The organism is Stenotrophomonas sp. BIGb0135 (genome assembly GCF_024810105.1).
GTDB classification, from domain to species: Bacteria; Pseudomonadota; Gammaproteobacteria; order Xanthomonadales; family Xanthomonadaceae; genus Stenotrophomonas; species Stenotrophomonas maltophilia_AB.
This window is the reverse complement of record NZ_JANUDX010000011.1, coordinates 137,679-150,599: the sequence shown is the minus strand read 5'-3', so window position 1 is coordinate 150,599 and position 12,921 is coordinate 137,679. Positions and strand designations below refer to the sequence as shown.

Sequence of the window (12,921 nt, the reverse complement as noted above, 5' to 3'; positions counted from 1 at the left end):
CGCGCGTTGCGCGGTTGCCGAGCATGGCTCGGCACTACCAGATCAGGCACTGTCGCGCGTTGCGCGGTTGCCGGGCATGACTCGGCGTTACCGGGTCCGGCATTGAATACGCCCGGTGTGGGCCGCGCGTTGCGCGGTTGCCGAGCATGGCTCGGCACTACCAGATCAGGCACTGTCGCGCGTTGCGCGGTTGCCGGGCATGACTCGGCGTTACCGGGCCCGGCATTGAATACGCACGGTGTGGGCCGCGCGTTGCGCGGTTGCCGGGCATGGCCCGGCACACGGGGATCAGGCTGCGTCGGGCAGGCGGAAGAACGCGCGCGTGGCCGCCGTCGCGTTGGCCGCGGTGACGTCGACATCCTCGCCACGGTCACGCGCCAGTTCCTCGACGATATGCGACAGGAACATCGGCTCGTTGCGGCGGTCCTTGGGCATCGGCGTGAGCGAGCGCGGCAGCAGGTACGGCGCGTCGGTCTCGATCATGAGCCGGTTGGCCGGGATATGCCGGACCAGCTCGCGCAGGTGGGCGCCGCGGCGTTCGTCGCACAGCCAGCCGGTGATGCCGATGTACCAGTCCTGGTCCAGGTAATCGAACAGTTCCTGGCGCTCGCCGGTGAAGCAATGCACCACCGCCGCGCCGAGCGTGCCATCGAAGTTCTTCATCTGCGCCATGAAATCGGCGTGCGCGTCGCGCTGGTGCAGGAACAGCGGCTTGCGCGCGCCGTCGGCAGCCCGCACGTCGCTGGCCAGCTGCAACTGGCGTTCGAACGCGCGGTGCTGGGCCGGGCGCGGGGCGAAATCACGGAAGTAATCCAGCCCGCACTCGCCCACCGCCACCACCTCGGCATGGGCATGCAGCGCACGCATCTCCGCATCGCACTCGTCGGTGTATTCCACCGCATGGTGCGGATGCACGCCGGCGGTGGCGTAGAGGAACCCCGGGTGCTGGCGCGCCAGCTCCAGTGCCATCGGCGAGTGCTCGCGGCTGGCGCCGGTGATCACCATCTGCACCACGCCGGCATCGCGCGCGCGCGCCAGCACGGCATCGCGGTCGCGATCGAAGGAATCATGGGTGAGGTTGGCGCCGATATCGATCAGGTGCATGGGGGGCTACAGGACAGTGAACCCGCCCATTCTACCGTGCCGCCTGCACGGCCCCGGCGTACGCGTCTCGCCGCCCTCGCCCACGGCCCGTATCCTTGGCCGATGAGCACGCCGATTTTCCCGATCTCCCCGCTGCTGCCGCAGATCCTCGCGCAACTGGCCACCCACTCGCGGTTGGTCCTGGAAGCGCCACCCGGCGCGGGCAAGACCACCCAGGTGCCGCTGGCGCTGCTGGACGCCCCGTGGCTGCAGGGCCGCAAAATCCTCATGCTCGAACCGCGCCGGGTCGCCGCGCGCAGCGCTGCGCAGTTCATGGCGCGCCAGCTGGGCGACGAGGTCGGCGGCACGGTCGGCTACCGCATCCGCTTCGAAAACAAGGTCTCCGCGCGCACCCGCGTGGAAGTGGTGACCGAAGGCATCCTGACCCGGATGCTGCAGGACGACCCGATGCTGGAGGGCGTGGGGGCGCTGCTGTTCGATGAATTCCATGAGCGCCACCTGGCCGCCGACCTGGGCCTGGCGTTGGCGCTGGATGTGCAGGCGCAGCTGCGCGAGGACCTGCGCATCGTGGTGATGTCGGCCACGCTGGATGGCGAGCGCCTGGCCCGGTTCCTGGACGCGCCGCGCCTGAGCAGCGAAGGCCGCGGCTTTCCGGTGGCGATCAGCCATTTCCCTGCACGCCGCGAGGAAGCGCTGGAGGCGCAGGCGCGCCGCGCGGTGGAGCAGGCATTGGCCGAGCATCCCGGCGACGTGCTGGTGTTCCTGCCCGGCCAGCGCGAGATCGCGCGCACCCAGGCCGCGCTGGAGCAGGCATTGCCGGCCACCGTGCAGGTGCTGCCGCTGCATGGCGAGCTGCCGGTGGAGCAGCAGTCGCGCGTGCTGCAGCCCGATCCCGAGGGCCAGCGCCGGGTGGTGCTGGCCACCAACGTGGCCGAATCGTCGGTCACCCTGCCCGGCGTGCGCGTGGTGATCGATGCCGGGCTGGCGCGCGAGCCGCGTTACGACCCCAACAGCGGCTTCGCGCGGCTGGACGTGGTGAACATCGCACAGGCCTCGGCCGACCAGCGCGCCGGTCGTGCCGGCCGCGTCGCCGAGGGCTGGGCGTGGCGGCTGTGGCCGCAGTCGCAGCGCCTGGAGGCGCAGCGCCGGCCGGAGATCGCCCAGGTCGAGCTGGCCTCGTTGGCGCTGGAACTGGCCGCCTGGGGCAGCGACGACCTGCGCTTCGTCGATCCGCCGCCCAGCGGTGCGCTGGCCGCCGCGCGCGAACTGCTGCAACGACTCGGCGCCTTGAGCGACGGCGGCGGGCTCACCGCAGTGGGGCGCCGCATGCTGACCCTGGGCACGCATCCGCGGCTGGCGGCGATGCTGCTGGCCGCCAGCGCCGGCGAGGAGCAGGCGCTGGCCTGCGACCTGGCCGCACTGGTGGAAGCGCGCGACCCGCTGCGCCAGGGCGGCGATGCGCTGGCCGCCCGCTGGCGCGCCCTGGCCGCCTTCCGCCAGGGCCGTGCACCGCACACGGCCAATCGGGGCGGTCTGGCCACCATCGACGCGGCCAGCAAACAGTGGCGCCGCCGCCTGCGCTGCGAGGCGGCGCCACCGACCTCGGTGGAAGCACACCGGCTCGGCGACCTGCTCGCCCACGCCTTCCCCGACCGCATCGCCGCACGCCATCCCACCGACCCCCTGCGGTACCTGCTGGCCAACGGACGCAGCGCGCGCCTGTTCGATCCCAGCGACCTGCGCGGTGAGCCGTGGCTGGTGGCGGTGGAGCTGCGCGACGAAGCGCGCGATGCCTTGCTTCTGCGGGCCGCACCGGTCGATGAGAACCGGCTGCGCCGCGACTTCCCCGCCCGCTTCAAACAGGAAGACGTGGTGCGCTGGGATGCCGACAAGCGTGCCCTGGTGGCGCGCCGCGAATCCCGCTTCGACCGCATCGTGCTGGACAGCCGCTCGGCCGGACGCGTGGATCCGGCGCACGCCGCGCAGGCGCTGACCGAGGCCGTGGCCGAACTGGGCATCGATGCGCTGCCGTGGACCGACGGCCTGCGCCAGTGGCAGGCGCGCACACTGGCGCTGCGCGCCTGGATGCCCGAGCTCGACCTGCCGGACGTCTCCGATACGGCACTGATGGACAGCCTGCGCACCTGGCTGACGCCGGCCTTCAACGGCAAGACGCGCCTGGATACACTGGACGAGGCGAGCCTGGGCGAGGCACTGAAGTCGTCCCTGCCGTGGGCGCAGCGCCAATCGGTGGACCGGCATGCGCCGGTGCGCATCAGCGTGCCCTCCGGCATGGAGCGCCCGATCCACTACGCGCTCGACGCCGACGGCCACAGCCCGCAGGCCCCGGTGCTGGCGGTGAAGCTGCAGGAGCTGTTCGGCCTGGCCGACACCCCGCGCATCGCCGACGGCCGCGTGGCCCTCACCCTGCACCTGCTCTCGCCGGGAGGCCGCCCGTTGCAGGTCACCCAGGACCTGCGCAACTTCTGGGCCAACACCTACGCCGAAGTGAAAAAGGAAATGAAGGGCCGCTATCCCAAGCACCCGTGGCCGGACGATCCGTGGACGGCCACGGCCACCCACCGCGCCAAGCCCCGCGGTACCTGACGCGAACGTCGCATTCATGGCTGCCGGCTGACCGCGTCATCCGGTCCCACGGCAGGTGCCCGGGCAAGCAGCTACAGTCGTGATCCGGTCGTGGCAGGCGGCTAACACGCCCTACACGGCCCACGCCCCACACTGGATCGGAACCAAGCAAAGGACCCCCCATGAGCAGACTGACTGTGATTACCGACCGCGCCCTCGAGCGCGCCCTGGATCTGGCAAGCAGCGCCGGCGACGGCCTCAAGCATGCCGGCGGCAGCCTGCGCCACTTCGGCCCGCAGGCCACCGACTGGATCAAGACCGGCGCCGCCCTCGGCGCGGTGAAGACCGGCAGCAAGGTCGCCGCGAAAGTGGTCCGCCGCAATCCGGCCGTGACCATCGCCGCCGCCGCGGTGGGCGTGGGCCTGCTCGGCTACGCGCTGTACCGCAAGCAGCAGAAGAAGAAGCTCGCCAACGGCGAGGTGGTGGACGGCCAGGCGCAGCGCATCAGCGCCCGCAACCGTCGCGCCAGCACCGTGGTGGACGAACACAGCGACATCGGCAGCGACGCATGATCCTTGCGGGTCAGCGTTGACGCATCGAAACCGCCGGCAACGCCCGGCGGTTTTTTTTTGGCTGCGCTACCGGATCTCGCGCCATTGGCCGGGCTGTAGGTCATCGAGCGCGTGCGCGCCCATCGACACCCGCACCAGCCGCAGCGTGGGTAGACCGACGGCCGCCGTCATCCGCCGCACCTGGCGGTTGCGGCCTTCGCGCAGGGTGATCGCCAGCCATGCGTCGGGCACGGTCTTGCGGAAACGCACCGGTGGATCGCGGGCCCAGAGCGCAGGCGCGGGATCGAGGCGCTCGATCTTCGCCGGCAGGGTTGGCCCGTCATTGAGCTCCACGCCGCGCCGCAGCGCCTGCAGCTGGTCATCCCCGACGCTGCCTTCCACCTGCACCCAGTAGGTCTTGTCGGCCTTGTGCCGTGGGTCGGTCAGCTGGTGGGCCAGGCCACCATCATCGGTGAGCAGCAGCAGGCCTTCGCTGTCGTAGTCCAGCCGCCCGGCCGCGTACACCGCCGGCGGCAGGCCGAAACCGGCCAGCGTGGCCCGCGGCGGCTGGCTGCGGTCGGTGAACTGGCACAGCACGTTGAAGGGTTTGTTGAAGGCGATCAGCATCGGGCGGGACAACGCGGGGGATGGGCCATTGTCCCATCCCCCGGCGAACTCAGCGCGCCGGCTTCACGAAACGCAGGGTCATGCGGTCGCTTTCGCCGATGGCCTGGTACTTGGCCTCGTCGGCCTTGTCGTGCTGGTTGGTCGGCGGCAGCGTCCACACGCCATTGGGATGGTCCTTGGTGTCGCGCGGATTGGCATTGATCTCGCTGCTGCCAGCCAGTTCGAAACCGGCCGCCTTGGCCATGGCGATCACCTGCTGCTGGCCGACATAACCGGTCTTGTCATCGGCCGGCACGTCGGCCTTGGCGCGGTGTTCGACCACGCCGAGCACGCCGCCCGGCTTGAGCACGCTGTAGAAGCCCTTGAACATGCCCTCGGCCTGGTTGGCGCTGCGCCAGTTGTGCACGTTGCGGAAGGTCAGCACCACGTCGGCGGAATTGGCCGGGCCGAACGTCGGCGCCTTCGGGTCGTAGGCCACGATCGTGCTCTTGTCATACAGCGTGGGGGTGCCGGCGAACTTCTTCTCCAGGCCGTCGCGGCTGCGCTGCTGGTAGTCGCGGCCGCGCCCTTCGGCCACGGCCATCGGGTCGACCACGGCGGCCACGTAGCGGCCCGAGTCGTGCAGCAGCGGGGCCAGGATTTCCGAATACCAGCCGTTGCCCGGGGTGACCTCGATGACGGTCTGGCCCGGCGCGACGCCGAAGAACGACAGCGTCTGCGCGGGATGGCGGTACGCATCGCGCTTGACGTTGGCCGGATCGCGGCGACTGTCCTGCACCGCCTTCTGCACGGCCGGCGTGATCGCGACCTGCGCGTTCGGCCCGGCCGGTTTGATCGCCATCGCCGGCGCGGCAAGCATCAGGGTGGAGACGGTGAACAGGCAGGCACAGGTCAACGAACGGGCTTTCATCGGCGGGGCTTCCGGTAGCGGGATGGCGCGAGACTAGCAGCCAACCGTGTACAGGTGTTCACAAAACGTTAGTGCGACGCAGCAATCCGGAACACTGTTTTGTGCCTGTTGCCGCAACGCTGTCACCACGTCGGCCGTATCCTGTGGAAACGATTCCCAGGGAGAACATCACCCATGACTGCTACGCGTGAACTCGGTCGTTCCGGCCTCCAGGTCGCCCCCATCGCCTTCGGTGGCAACGTGTTCGGCTGGAGCGCAGACGAAAAGACCTCGTTCGCCCTGCTGGATGCATTCGTCGATGCCGGCTTCAACCTGGTGGATACCGCCGATGCGTACTCGGCATGGGTGCCGGGCAATGCCGGTGGCGAATCGGAAACCATCCTGGGCCGGTGGTTCAAGCACAGCGGCAAGCGCGACAAGGTGGTGCTGGCGACCAAAGTGGCCAAATGGGCCGAGCGCCCGGGCCTGTCGGCCGACAACATCGCCGCGGCCGTGGAGGATTCGCTGCGCCGCCTGCAGACCGACGTGATCGACCTGTACCAGGCGCACGAGGACGACGAGTCCACCCCGCTGGAGACCACCCTGGCAGCGTTCGGGCGCCTGATCGAACAGGGCAAGGTACGCGCCATCGGTGCCTCCAACTACAGCGCCAGCCGCCTGCACGATGCGCTGAAGGTATCGGCCGACTACAAGCTGCCCCGCTACGAGACGCTGCAGCCGGAGTACAACCTGTACGACCGCAGCGGCTACGAGGCCGGCCTGGAGCCGCTGGTCCGCGAGCAGGGCCTGGGCGTGATCAGCTATTACTCGCTGGCCAGCGGCTTCCTCAGCGGCAAGTACCGGCGTGCCGAGGATGCGGCCAAGAGCAGCGCACGCGGGCGCAGCGTGGTGGACAAGTACCTCAACCCGCGTGGCCTGCGCATCCTCACTGCACTGGATGACATCGCCGGCAAGCACGGCGCGAGCGCATCCCAGGTCGCGTTGGCCTGGTTGATCGCACGCCCCGGCATCACCGCGCCGATCGTGAGTGCCACCAGCGTCGAGCAGCTGAAGGACGTGCTGGCCGCCGCGCAGGTGCGACTGTCGGCCGAGGACGTGGCGCAACTGGATGCAGCGAGCGCCGAGCAGGACTGAGTCGCCGTCCATCGCCGATGACACGCAGCCGCCGCAGGGCGGCTGCATCGTTTTCGATGCGGGCGAAACGACGAAATAATAAAAAAGTTTCATTTTCTGCTTGCGGACTGAAACAAACCCCGGTAATGTTCGCGCCCATCGCCGCAGTGTGCGGCACCCATCCACCCAACCGAGCCCGTCATGCACCGTTGTTTCTCCGCCATCGCCAACCGACTGCACGCTGCGCACAGCGCGCTGCGTCCGTGCGATAGCGCGGGGAAAGCAGATGCACTGACCACCGACTGATCTTTCCTGCACGGAGATCGGTCACCGATCTCCGAGGCACGCCAACGCCCTCGGATGCTGCATCCGGGGGCGTTTTCGTTTGCGTTGGCGTCGCCTCACCCCAGGATCTCCATGCCGTATCTCCCCATCGTCCACACCCGGGCAAGGACTGCCTGACCACAAGGACGTGTCGTGTCGAGGCGCGCAAGCGCTGTGCCCTGGTGTGGGGCACGGGCGACGGGGGATTATGTGCATGACATATTGATATCGGTCACCCGATATTGATGCGTCGTCAATTCGATTATCTCAACGGCGCAGGCTTTTCCGCCTGCCTGGTGCGCGCGACGTTGTCGTGGCGTATGCCGGGATGCTCGGATCCGACGCGACATCCGCCTGCTGGTGCAGGCAACGGCGCGAGCCGTGGAGGTCGGTTCGATTCCGGCATGTCACTGCGCAGCTCTGGTAGCGCGGCAGGCACGTCCTGTCGTCGCGGGTTCGATTCCCGCTCCACGCCGCTGTACCCGGGCGAAAGCCCACCCGGGATCCCCCGCCCTGCCGCCGCATCGCAATCCATCGCGAGCGCGTGCCGGGCAACGCTACCGCCGCCGGGCCCTGGCCCTGGACGCGCACCGGCTCCAACCCTGCCACGCCTGCCGAGGTGGCAGCGTTCGCGGGTACGACGCCGACAGCGCCACGGCGTCGCTGCGATGGCGTCGCGGGGCTCCCACCTTCTTCTGCCCCACCGGGGCACCCCGCGCGCCAGGTCGGTATCCGGCTGGCGCGCGATCGATCTACCGGATGCCACCACCAGAGCCCACAGGAGAATGCACATGTTCTGGACCAGGAAGGTCGTGATCGGCGACGGCGAGCGCGGCCTGGTGTATCGAAATCGTCAATTCGAGGCCGTGCTCGGCCCCGGCACCCACCGCTGGTTCGATCCACGCGGCGAGCGCACGATCGTGCTGCACGACATCCGCACGCCGCGCTACGACGGCGCCGATGCCGACTTGCTGATGGCGCGTCACGATGCGTCGTTGCAGCAGGCCTTCCTGCTGGCCGATATCGGGCCACGCCAGATCGGCCTGGTGTACTACCAGGAGCGCCTGTGCGATGTGCTGGCCCCGGCCGCGCGCCAGTTGTACTGGCGTGGGCTGGTGCCGGTGCGGGTAGAGACGCTGCCCCTGGAGGCGGTGCCGCAGGTGCCGGCCGAGGTGGTGCTGCGCCTGCGCCAGATCGGTCTGCTGTCGCGCTACACGGTGACCACCCATGTGCCGGAGCAGCACGCGGCACTGGTGTTCATCGATGGCCAGTTGGCATGCACGCTCGGCCCCGGCCCGGCGTCGTTCTGGAACCTGCAGAACAACGTGGTGGTGGACGTGGTGGACCTGCGCCTGCACAGCGTGGAGGTGGGCGGCCAGGAGCTGTTGACCCGCGACAAGGTATCGCTGCGGGTGAACCTGTCGGCCAGCACCCGCGTGGTCGATCCGGTGGCGGCGCGTACCGGCGTGGCCAAGGTGGGCGAGCAGGTCTACCGCGAGCTGCAGTTCGCGCTGCGCCAGGCGGTGTCGGCGCGCTCGCTGGATGAGCTGCTCGGCGACAAGGCCGCGCTGGATGCCGAGATCCTGGCCAGTGTCCGCGCGCGCGTGGCCGGCCTGGGCACCGAGGTGCTCGGCGTTGGCGTCAAGGACGTGATCCTGCCCGGTGAAATGCGCGAGATCTTCAATGCCGTCGTACAGGCCGAGAAGCAGGCGCAGGCCAACGTGGTGCGGCGTCGCGAGGAGGCCAATGCCACGCGCTCGCTGCTCAACACCGCCAAGCTGATCGAGGACAACCCGGTGCTGATGCGGCTCAAGGAGCTGGAGGCACTGGAAAAGGTCACCGAGAAGATCGACAAGCTCACCGTGTTCGGCGGCCTGGATGGCGTGCTGAAGCAGCTGGTGACGATGAAGCCATGACATGCCCGGCAGGGGGAAGGGAATCCATCTGCCGGCGCTCAAGGGAATGACCCGATGAATACGCAAACACACGTTGAATTTCTTCACGCCGAAGGCGCTACCCCGATCAAGGCCTGGGTGCGCGGCGTGCCGATCGACAGCCTGGCCCGCGAGCAGCTGGCCAACATCGCCGCGGTGCCGTTCGTCGGCCCCTGGGTGGCGGTGATGCCGGACGTGCACGTGGGCAAGGGCGCCACCGTAGGGTCGGTGATACCCACGCGCGGCGCGATCATCCCGGCCGCGGTCGGCGTGGATATCGGCTGCGGCATGGCGGCGGTCCGCACCACGCTGCGCGCCGAGGACCTGCCCGACAACCTGGCCCGGCTGCGCAGCGACATCGAGCGCAGCGTGCCGGTGGGCAACGGCCGCGGCGGCGAGCACCGGCAGCTGCCGGACAGCATCCACAGCCGGATCGTGCGCTCCGGACTGGTCGAGCGGCTGGACGCCATCAAGCAGCGCCACCGGCGCGTGCGCACCGACAAGCTGGCGTGCCAGATCGGCACGCTCGGCGGCGGCAACCACTTCATCGAGATCTGCCTGGATGAAACCGGGGCGGTGTGGGTGATGCTGCACAGCGGCTCGCGCGGTACCGGCAACCTGATCGGCACCTACTTCATCGAGCAGGCGCGCGAGCAGCTGGCCCGGCGCGTGCTTGGTTTCCACCTGCCGGACAAGGACCTGGCCTTCTTCATGCAGGGCGAGCCGTTGTTCGACGACTACGTACAGGCCGTGTCGTGGGCGCAGGACTATGCCCGCGAAAACCGCGAGGCGATGATGGCGCGGGTGCTGGCCGAGATGCGCCTGCGGCTGCCGAAGTTCCAGCTGGAGAAGCTGGCGGTGAACTGCCACCACAACTACGTGCAGGCCGAAACGCACGGGGGCGAGGCGCTGCTGGTGACCCGCAAGGGTGCGGTCAGCGCACGCGCCGGCGAGCTGGGCATCATCCCCGGCAGCATGGGCACGCGCAGCTACATCGTGCGTGGCAAGGGCAATGCCGAGAGCTTCCACAGCTGCAGCCATGGCGCCGGGCGGGTGATGAGCCGCAGCGCCGCGCGCCAGCAGATCACCTTGGCGCAGCACCGCGAGGCGACCGCGCACGTGGAATGCCGCAAGGATGCGGCGGTGATCGATGAATCACCGGCGGCCTACAAGTCGATCGATGCGGTGATGGCCGCGCAGAGCGACCTGGTGGAGGTGGTGCACACCCTGCGCCAGGTGGTGTGCATCAAGGGCTGAGCAGGCCACGGACACACGATCCTGCGGCCACCTTCGGGTGGCCGTTTTCGTTCAGGCCGCCGCGCTGTCCTCGGCCACCAGTGCGTGGTGCAGGCTGATCCCGGCACGCACGCCCTCGGCATTGGCCAGGGTGATGTTGCCGACCACGCTGGCATCGCCAGCGGCGTACACGCCCGGCACCGAGGTCTGCTTCTGCGCGTCCACCCGCACCAGTACGCCGATCGGGCTGTCCTCCAGCGCGCAGCCCAGCTGTTCCACCAGCGCCGAACCCATGTGCTGGCGGGCGGCAACGAACAGCGCGCGCAGGTCGATGCGGCGACCATCGGCAAGCAGCGCACCGCTCAACTGCGGCGCCTCGCCCTCCAGCCCGACCACCTGCCCGGTTTCGATCCGAACGCCGCGCCGGTCCAGCATGGCGCGCTCGTCGTCCTCGATCTGCATGCCGTGGGCGAACAGGGTGACCTGGCCCCAGTCGGCCAGCAGCCCCGCCATCTTCACCGACATCGCGTGCCCGCCGAGCAGGCCGATCGCGCCGCCCCCCACTTCGTAGCCATGGCAGTACGGACAGTGCAGCACGCTGTGGCCCCATCGCTCGGCCACGCCGGGCAGGTCGGGCAGTTCATCGCGGATGCCGGTGGCCAGCAGCAGCTTGCGCGCGGCCCAGGTGTCGCCGGCGGCGGTGGTGAGCGCGAAACCGTCGACGGTGGGCTGCGCGTCGATGGCGGTATCGCTGACCCAACGCACGGTCGGGTAGGCCAGCAGTTGTGCCTTGGCCTGGCGGAGCAGGTCGCCGCCGGCGATGCCATCCATCCCCAGCACCCCATGCGAATGCGCGGAGAAGCGGTTGCGTGGCAGGCCACTGTCGATCACCAGGACCTCGCGGCGCGCGCGCGCCAGCATCAACGCGGCGGACAGGCCGGCAAAACTGCCGCCGACGATCACGGCATCAAACGTCATGGGGAACTCCTGCTGCATGGTGGGCCAGGTGGCGGGCGAACGCCTCGCCGAGGCTGGCCAGGGTGGTGCCACGCAGGCGCTGTTCGAGCAGGGCCTGGGCCTGGCGGTAGCTGTCGTCCAATGCATCGTTGACCACCTGCTGCACCGGGCAGCCGCGCCCGGTGTCGCGCGCGCCGGTGTGCAGCAGCGGGGGCGCGCCGATCGCCACGTACACGTCGTGCAGGGTGATCGTGGCCGGGTCGCGCGCGAGCTGGCTGCCGCCACCGTGGCCGCGCGCGTTGCGCACCACCCCGCCCTTGTGCAGCGCGGCCAGCAGGCGCCGGATCACCACCGGGTGGGTCGGCAGGCAGGCGGCCAGCTGCTCGGAGGTGCGAGGGCCGTCCTGCCCGACCAGATGGGCGGCGATGTGCAGGGCGTCGGAAAACTGGTTGCTGGATTTCATGTAACAAAGGTAGTTACAAATTAACCCGGTGTCCAGTCGGACGGCGCGGCGGTGGCCCGAGGAGGCGGCCGGCCGTGGGTCGGCCCTGCCCCGTCTCAGCGGATGTAGGGCGGGCCCACCATCGCGGCCGCCAGGTGGTCCAGGAACGAGCTGATCCGCGCCGATACGGCGGTGTTGCGGTAGTACACGGCGTGGATGGGCTGGCGCACGTCCACGGTGAGCGCGGGCAGCAGCTGCACCAGGTGACCGGCCTCGCGGTCGCGGTGAGTCATGAAATCGGACAGGCAGACGATGCCCACGCCGGCCAGGGCCAGCGCACGCAGGGTTTCGCCGCTGGACACGGCCAGCGCCGGGCGCACGTGCAGCAGCGCATCGGTATCGCCCGGCAGCGGCCAGTGGTTGAGCGAGTCCGGTTCGTTGAAGCCCAGCAGGGTGTGGCCGCGCAGGTCGGCGACGCTGGCCGGGGTGCCGTGCTGCTGCAGGTACGCCGGGCTGGCCATCACCCGCAGGCGGCTGTGTGCCAGCGGCCGGGCATGCAGGGTGGAATCGGCCAGTGGCCCGATCCGGATCGCCACGTCGGTGCGCCGCTCCAGCAGGTCGATGTAGCGCTCGCTGCTGTTGAGTTCCAGCGCCACGTCCGGGTAGCGCGCGCGATAGCCCGCCACCAGCGGGGCGATCACGTGCAGCACGAACGGCATCGCCGCATCCACGCGCAGCCGCCCGGCCGGGCGGTCGCGGCGGGCGGCGATCTGTTCCTCGGCGGCCTCCACCGAGGCCACGATCGCCCGGGCCTGGCCCAGGAACGCATCGCCTTCTTCGGTCAGTTGCAGCCGCCGCGTGGTGCGGGTCAGCAGGGTGGTGCCGAGCTTTTCCTCCAGCCGCCCCAGCGCCCGGCTCACCCCGGAGGTGGTCTGGCCGAGGGTTTCGGCGGCGGCGGTGATCGAGCCGCTGTCGATCACCGCGATGAAGGCCTGCATCTCGTCGAGGGTGGTTTTCATGGCGGGTGGCACCGGGATGCGACGCCCATTATTGACCACGGCGCAAGAGTGATTGGCGTGAAGGCCGCTTTTTCGGCAAGAGTGCGGCGCGCAGACTGCGCAGCCTCACCTCCCACCG

General features: G+C 69.6%; 11 protein-coding genes and 1 tRNA gene. 6 read left to right on the top strand and 6 right to left on the bottom strand.

Translation table 11 applies throughout. The features are described from left to right. Positions 1-288 precede the first annotated feature (288 nt). Complete coding sequence (locus tag M2421_RS18500) at positions 289-1,104, bottom strand: TatD family hydrolase (protein WP_259209555.1); 816 nt, start codon at positions 1,102-1,104, stop codon at positions 289-291. A gap of 102 nt (positions 1,105-1,206) precedes the next feature. On the opposite strand from M2421_RS18500, the gene hrpB reads away from it, so the two are divergent. Then, positions 1,207-3,711: an ATP-dependent helicase HrpB gene (hrpB, locus tag M2421_RS18495; protein ID WP_259209554.1), complete on the top strand. Its 2,505-nt coding sequence runs from the start codon at positions 1,207-1,209 to the stop codon at positions 3,709-3,711. Between the two features lie 161 nt (positions 3,712-3,872). Continuing rightward, positions 3,873-4,262, top strand: coding sequence for a hypothetical protein (locus M2421_RS18490; protein WP_259209551.1), 390 nt, complete (start codon positions 3,873-3,875; stop codon positions 4,260-4,262). A 66-nt stretch (positions 4,263-4,328) separates the two neighbouring features. Here the strand turns inward: M2421_RS18490 and M2421_RS18485 are convergent, their stop codons facing one another. Both M2421_RS18485 and M2421_RS18480 read right to left on the bottom strand, forming a co-directional pair. Beyond that, complete coding sequence (locus M2421_RS18485; protein WP_259209563.1) at positions 4,329-4,868, bottom strand: pseudouridine synthase; 540 nt, start codon at positions 4,866-4,868, stop codon at positions 4,329-4,331. 49 nt (positions 4,869-4,917) lie between these two features. Then, positions 4,918-5,709, bottom strand: a complete 792-nt coding sequence (locus tag M2421_RS18480; RefSeq protein WP_259209562.1) for a methyltransferase — start codon at positions 5,707-5,709, stop codon at positions 4,918-4,920. 243 nt (positions 5,710-5,952) lie between these two features. Between M2421_RS18480 and M2421_RS18475 the strand changes: the two genes are divergently transcribed. From M2421_RS18475 to M2421_RS18460, 4 genes are all read left to right on the top strand, one after another. Next, entirely contained in the window at positions 5,953-6,912 is a 960-nt protein-coding gene (locus M2421_RS18475; RefSeq protein ID WP_259209549.1) for an aldo/keto reductase, read from the top strand. A gap of 704 nt (positions 6,913-7,616) precedes the next feature. Next, positions 7,617-7,691 (top strand) — tRNA-Arg (locus tag M2421_RS18470). 315 nt (positions 7,692-8,006) lie between these two features. After that, complete coding sequence (locus M2421_RS18465) at positions 8,007-9,131, top strand: slipin family protein (RefSeq protein WP_259209546.1); 1,125 nt, start codon at positions 8,007-8,009, stop codon at positions 9,129-9,131. Positions 9,132-9,185: 54 nt separating this feature from the next. Next, the gene (locus M2421_RS18460) at positions 9,186-10,406 is read left to right on the top strand and encodes an RtcB family protein (protein WP_259209545.1); all 1,221 of its coding nucleotides are present in this window, start codon (positions 9,186-9,188) and stop codon (positions 10,404-10,406) included. 51 nt (positions 10,407-10,457) lie between these two features. Here M2421_RS18460 and M2421_RS18455 read toward each other — a convergent pair whose 3' ends face one another. The 3 genes from M2421_RS18455 to M2421_RS18445 all read right to left on the bottom strand — a co-directional run bounded on the left by M2421_RS18455 (position 10,458) and on the right by M2421_RS18445 (position 12,803). After that, a complete protein-coding gene (locus tag M2421_RS18455; RefSeq protein ID WP_259209543.1) occupies positions 10,458-11,363 on the bottom strand; it encodes an NAD(P)/FAD-dependent oxidoreductase in 906 nt (301 codons plus the stop codon). After that, positions 11,353-11,805: an Rrf2 family transcriptional regulator gene (locus tag M2421_RS18450; RefSeq protein ID WP_259209542.1), complete on the bottom strand. Its 453-nt coding sequence runs from the start codon at positions 11,803-11,805 to the stop codon at positions 11,353-11,355. Before M2421_RS18450 ends, M2421_RS18455 begins: the two co-directional genes overlap by 11 nt. A gap of 95 nt (positions 11,806-11,900) precedes the next feature. Continuing rightward, entirely contained in the window at positions 11,901-12,803 is a 903-nt protein-coding gene (locus tag M2421_RS18445) for a LysR family transcriptional regulator (RefSeq protein WP_259209540.1), read from the bottom strand. Positions 12,804-12,921: the final 118 nt, after the last annotated feature.

What these genes read in the sequence shown, in the direction of transcription:
- M2421_RS18460 (WP_259209545.1), top strand. Translation starts at nt 9,186, where the DNA reads ATGAATACGCAAACACACGTTGAATTTCTTCACGCCGAAGGCGCTACC.
- M2421_RS18475 (WP_259209549.1), top strand. Translation starts at nt 5,953, where the DNA reads ATGACTGCTACGCGTGAACTCGGTCGTTCCGGCCTCCAGGTCGCCCCC.
- M2421_RS18480 (WP_259209562.1), bottom strand. Translation starts at nt 5,709, where the DNA reads ATGGCGATCAAACCGGCCGGGCCGAACGCGCAGGTCGCGATCACGCCG.
- M2421_RS18450 (WP_259209542.1), bottom strand. Translation starts at nt 11,805, where the DNA reads ATGAAATCCAGCAACCAGTTTTCCGACGCCCTGCACATCGCCGCCCAT.
- M2421_RS18445 (WP_259209540.1), bottom strand. Translation starts at nt 12,803, where the DNA reads ATGAAAACCACCCTCGACGAGATGCAGGCCTTCATCGCGGTGATCGAC.
- M2421_RS18485 (WP_259209563.1), bottom strand. Translation starts at nt 4,868, where the DNA reads ATGCTGATCGCCTTCAACAAACCCTTCAACGTGCTGTGCCAGTTCACC.
- M2421_RS18490 (WP_259209551.1), top strand. Translation starts at nt 3,873, where the DNA reads ATGAGCAGACTGACTGTGATTACCGACCGCGCCCTCGAGCGCGCCCTG.
- M2421_RS18455 (WP_259209543.1), bottom strand. Translation starts at nt 11,363, where the DNA reads ATGACGTTTGATGCCGTGATCGTCGGCGGCAGTTTTGCCGGCCTGTCC.
- M2421_RS18500 (WP_259209555.1), bottom strand. Translation starts at nt 1,104, where the DNA reads ATGCACCTGATCGATATCGGCGCCAACCTCACCCATGATTCCTTCGAT.
- hrpB (WP_259209554.1), top strand. Translation starts at nt 1,207, where the DNA reads ATGAGCACGCCGATTTTCCCGATCTCCCCGCTGCTGCCGCAGATCCTC.
- M2421_RS18465 (WP_259209546.1), top strand. Translation starts at nt 8,007, where the DNA reads ATGTTCTGGACCAGGAAGGTCGTGATCGGCGACGGCGAGCGCGGCCTG.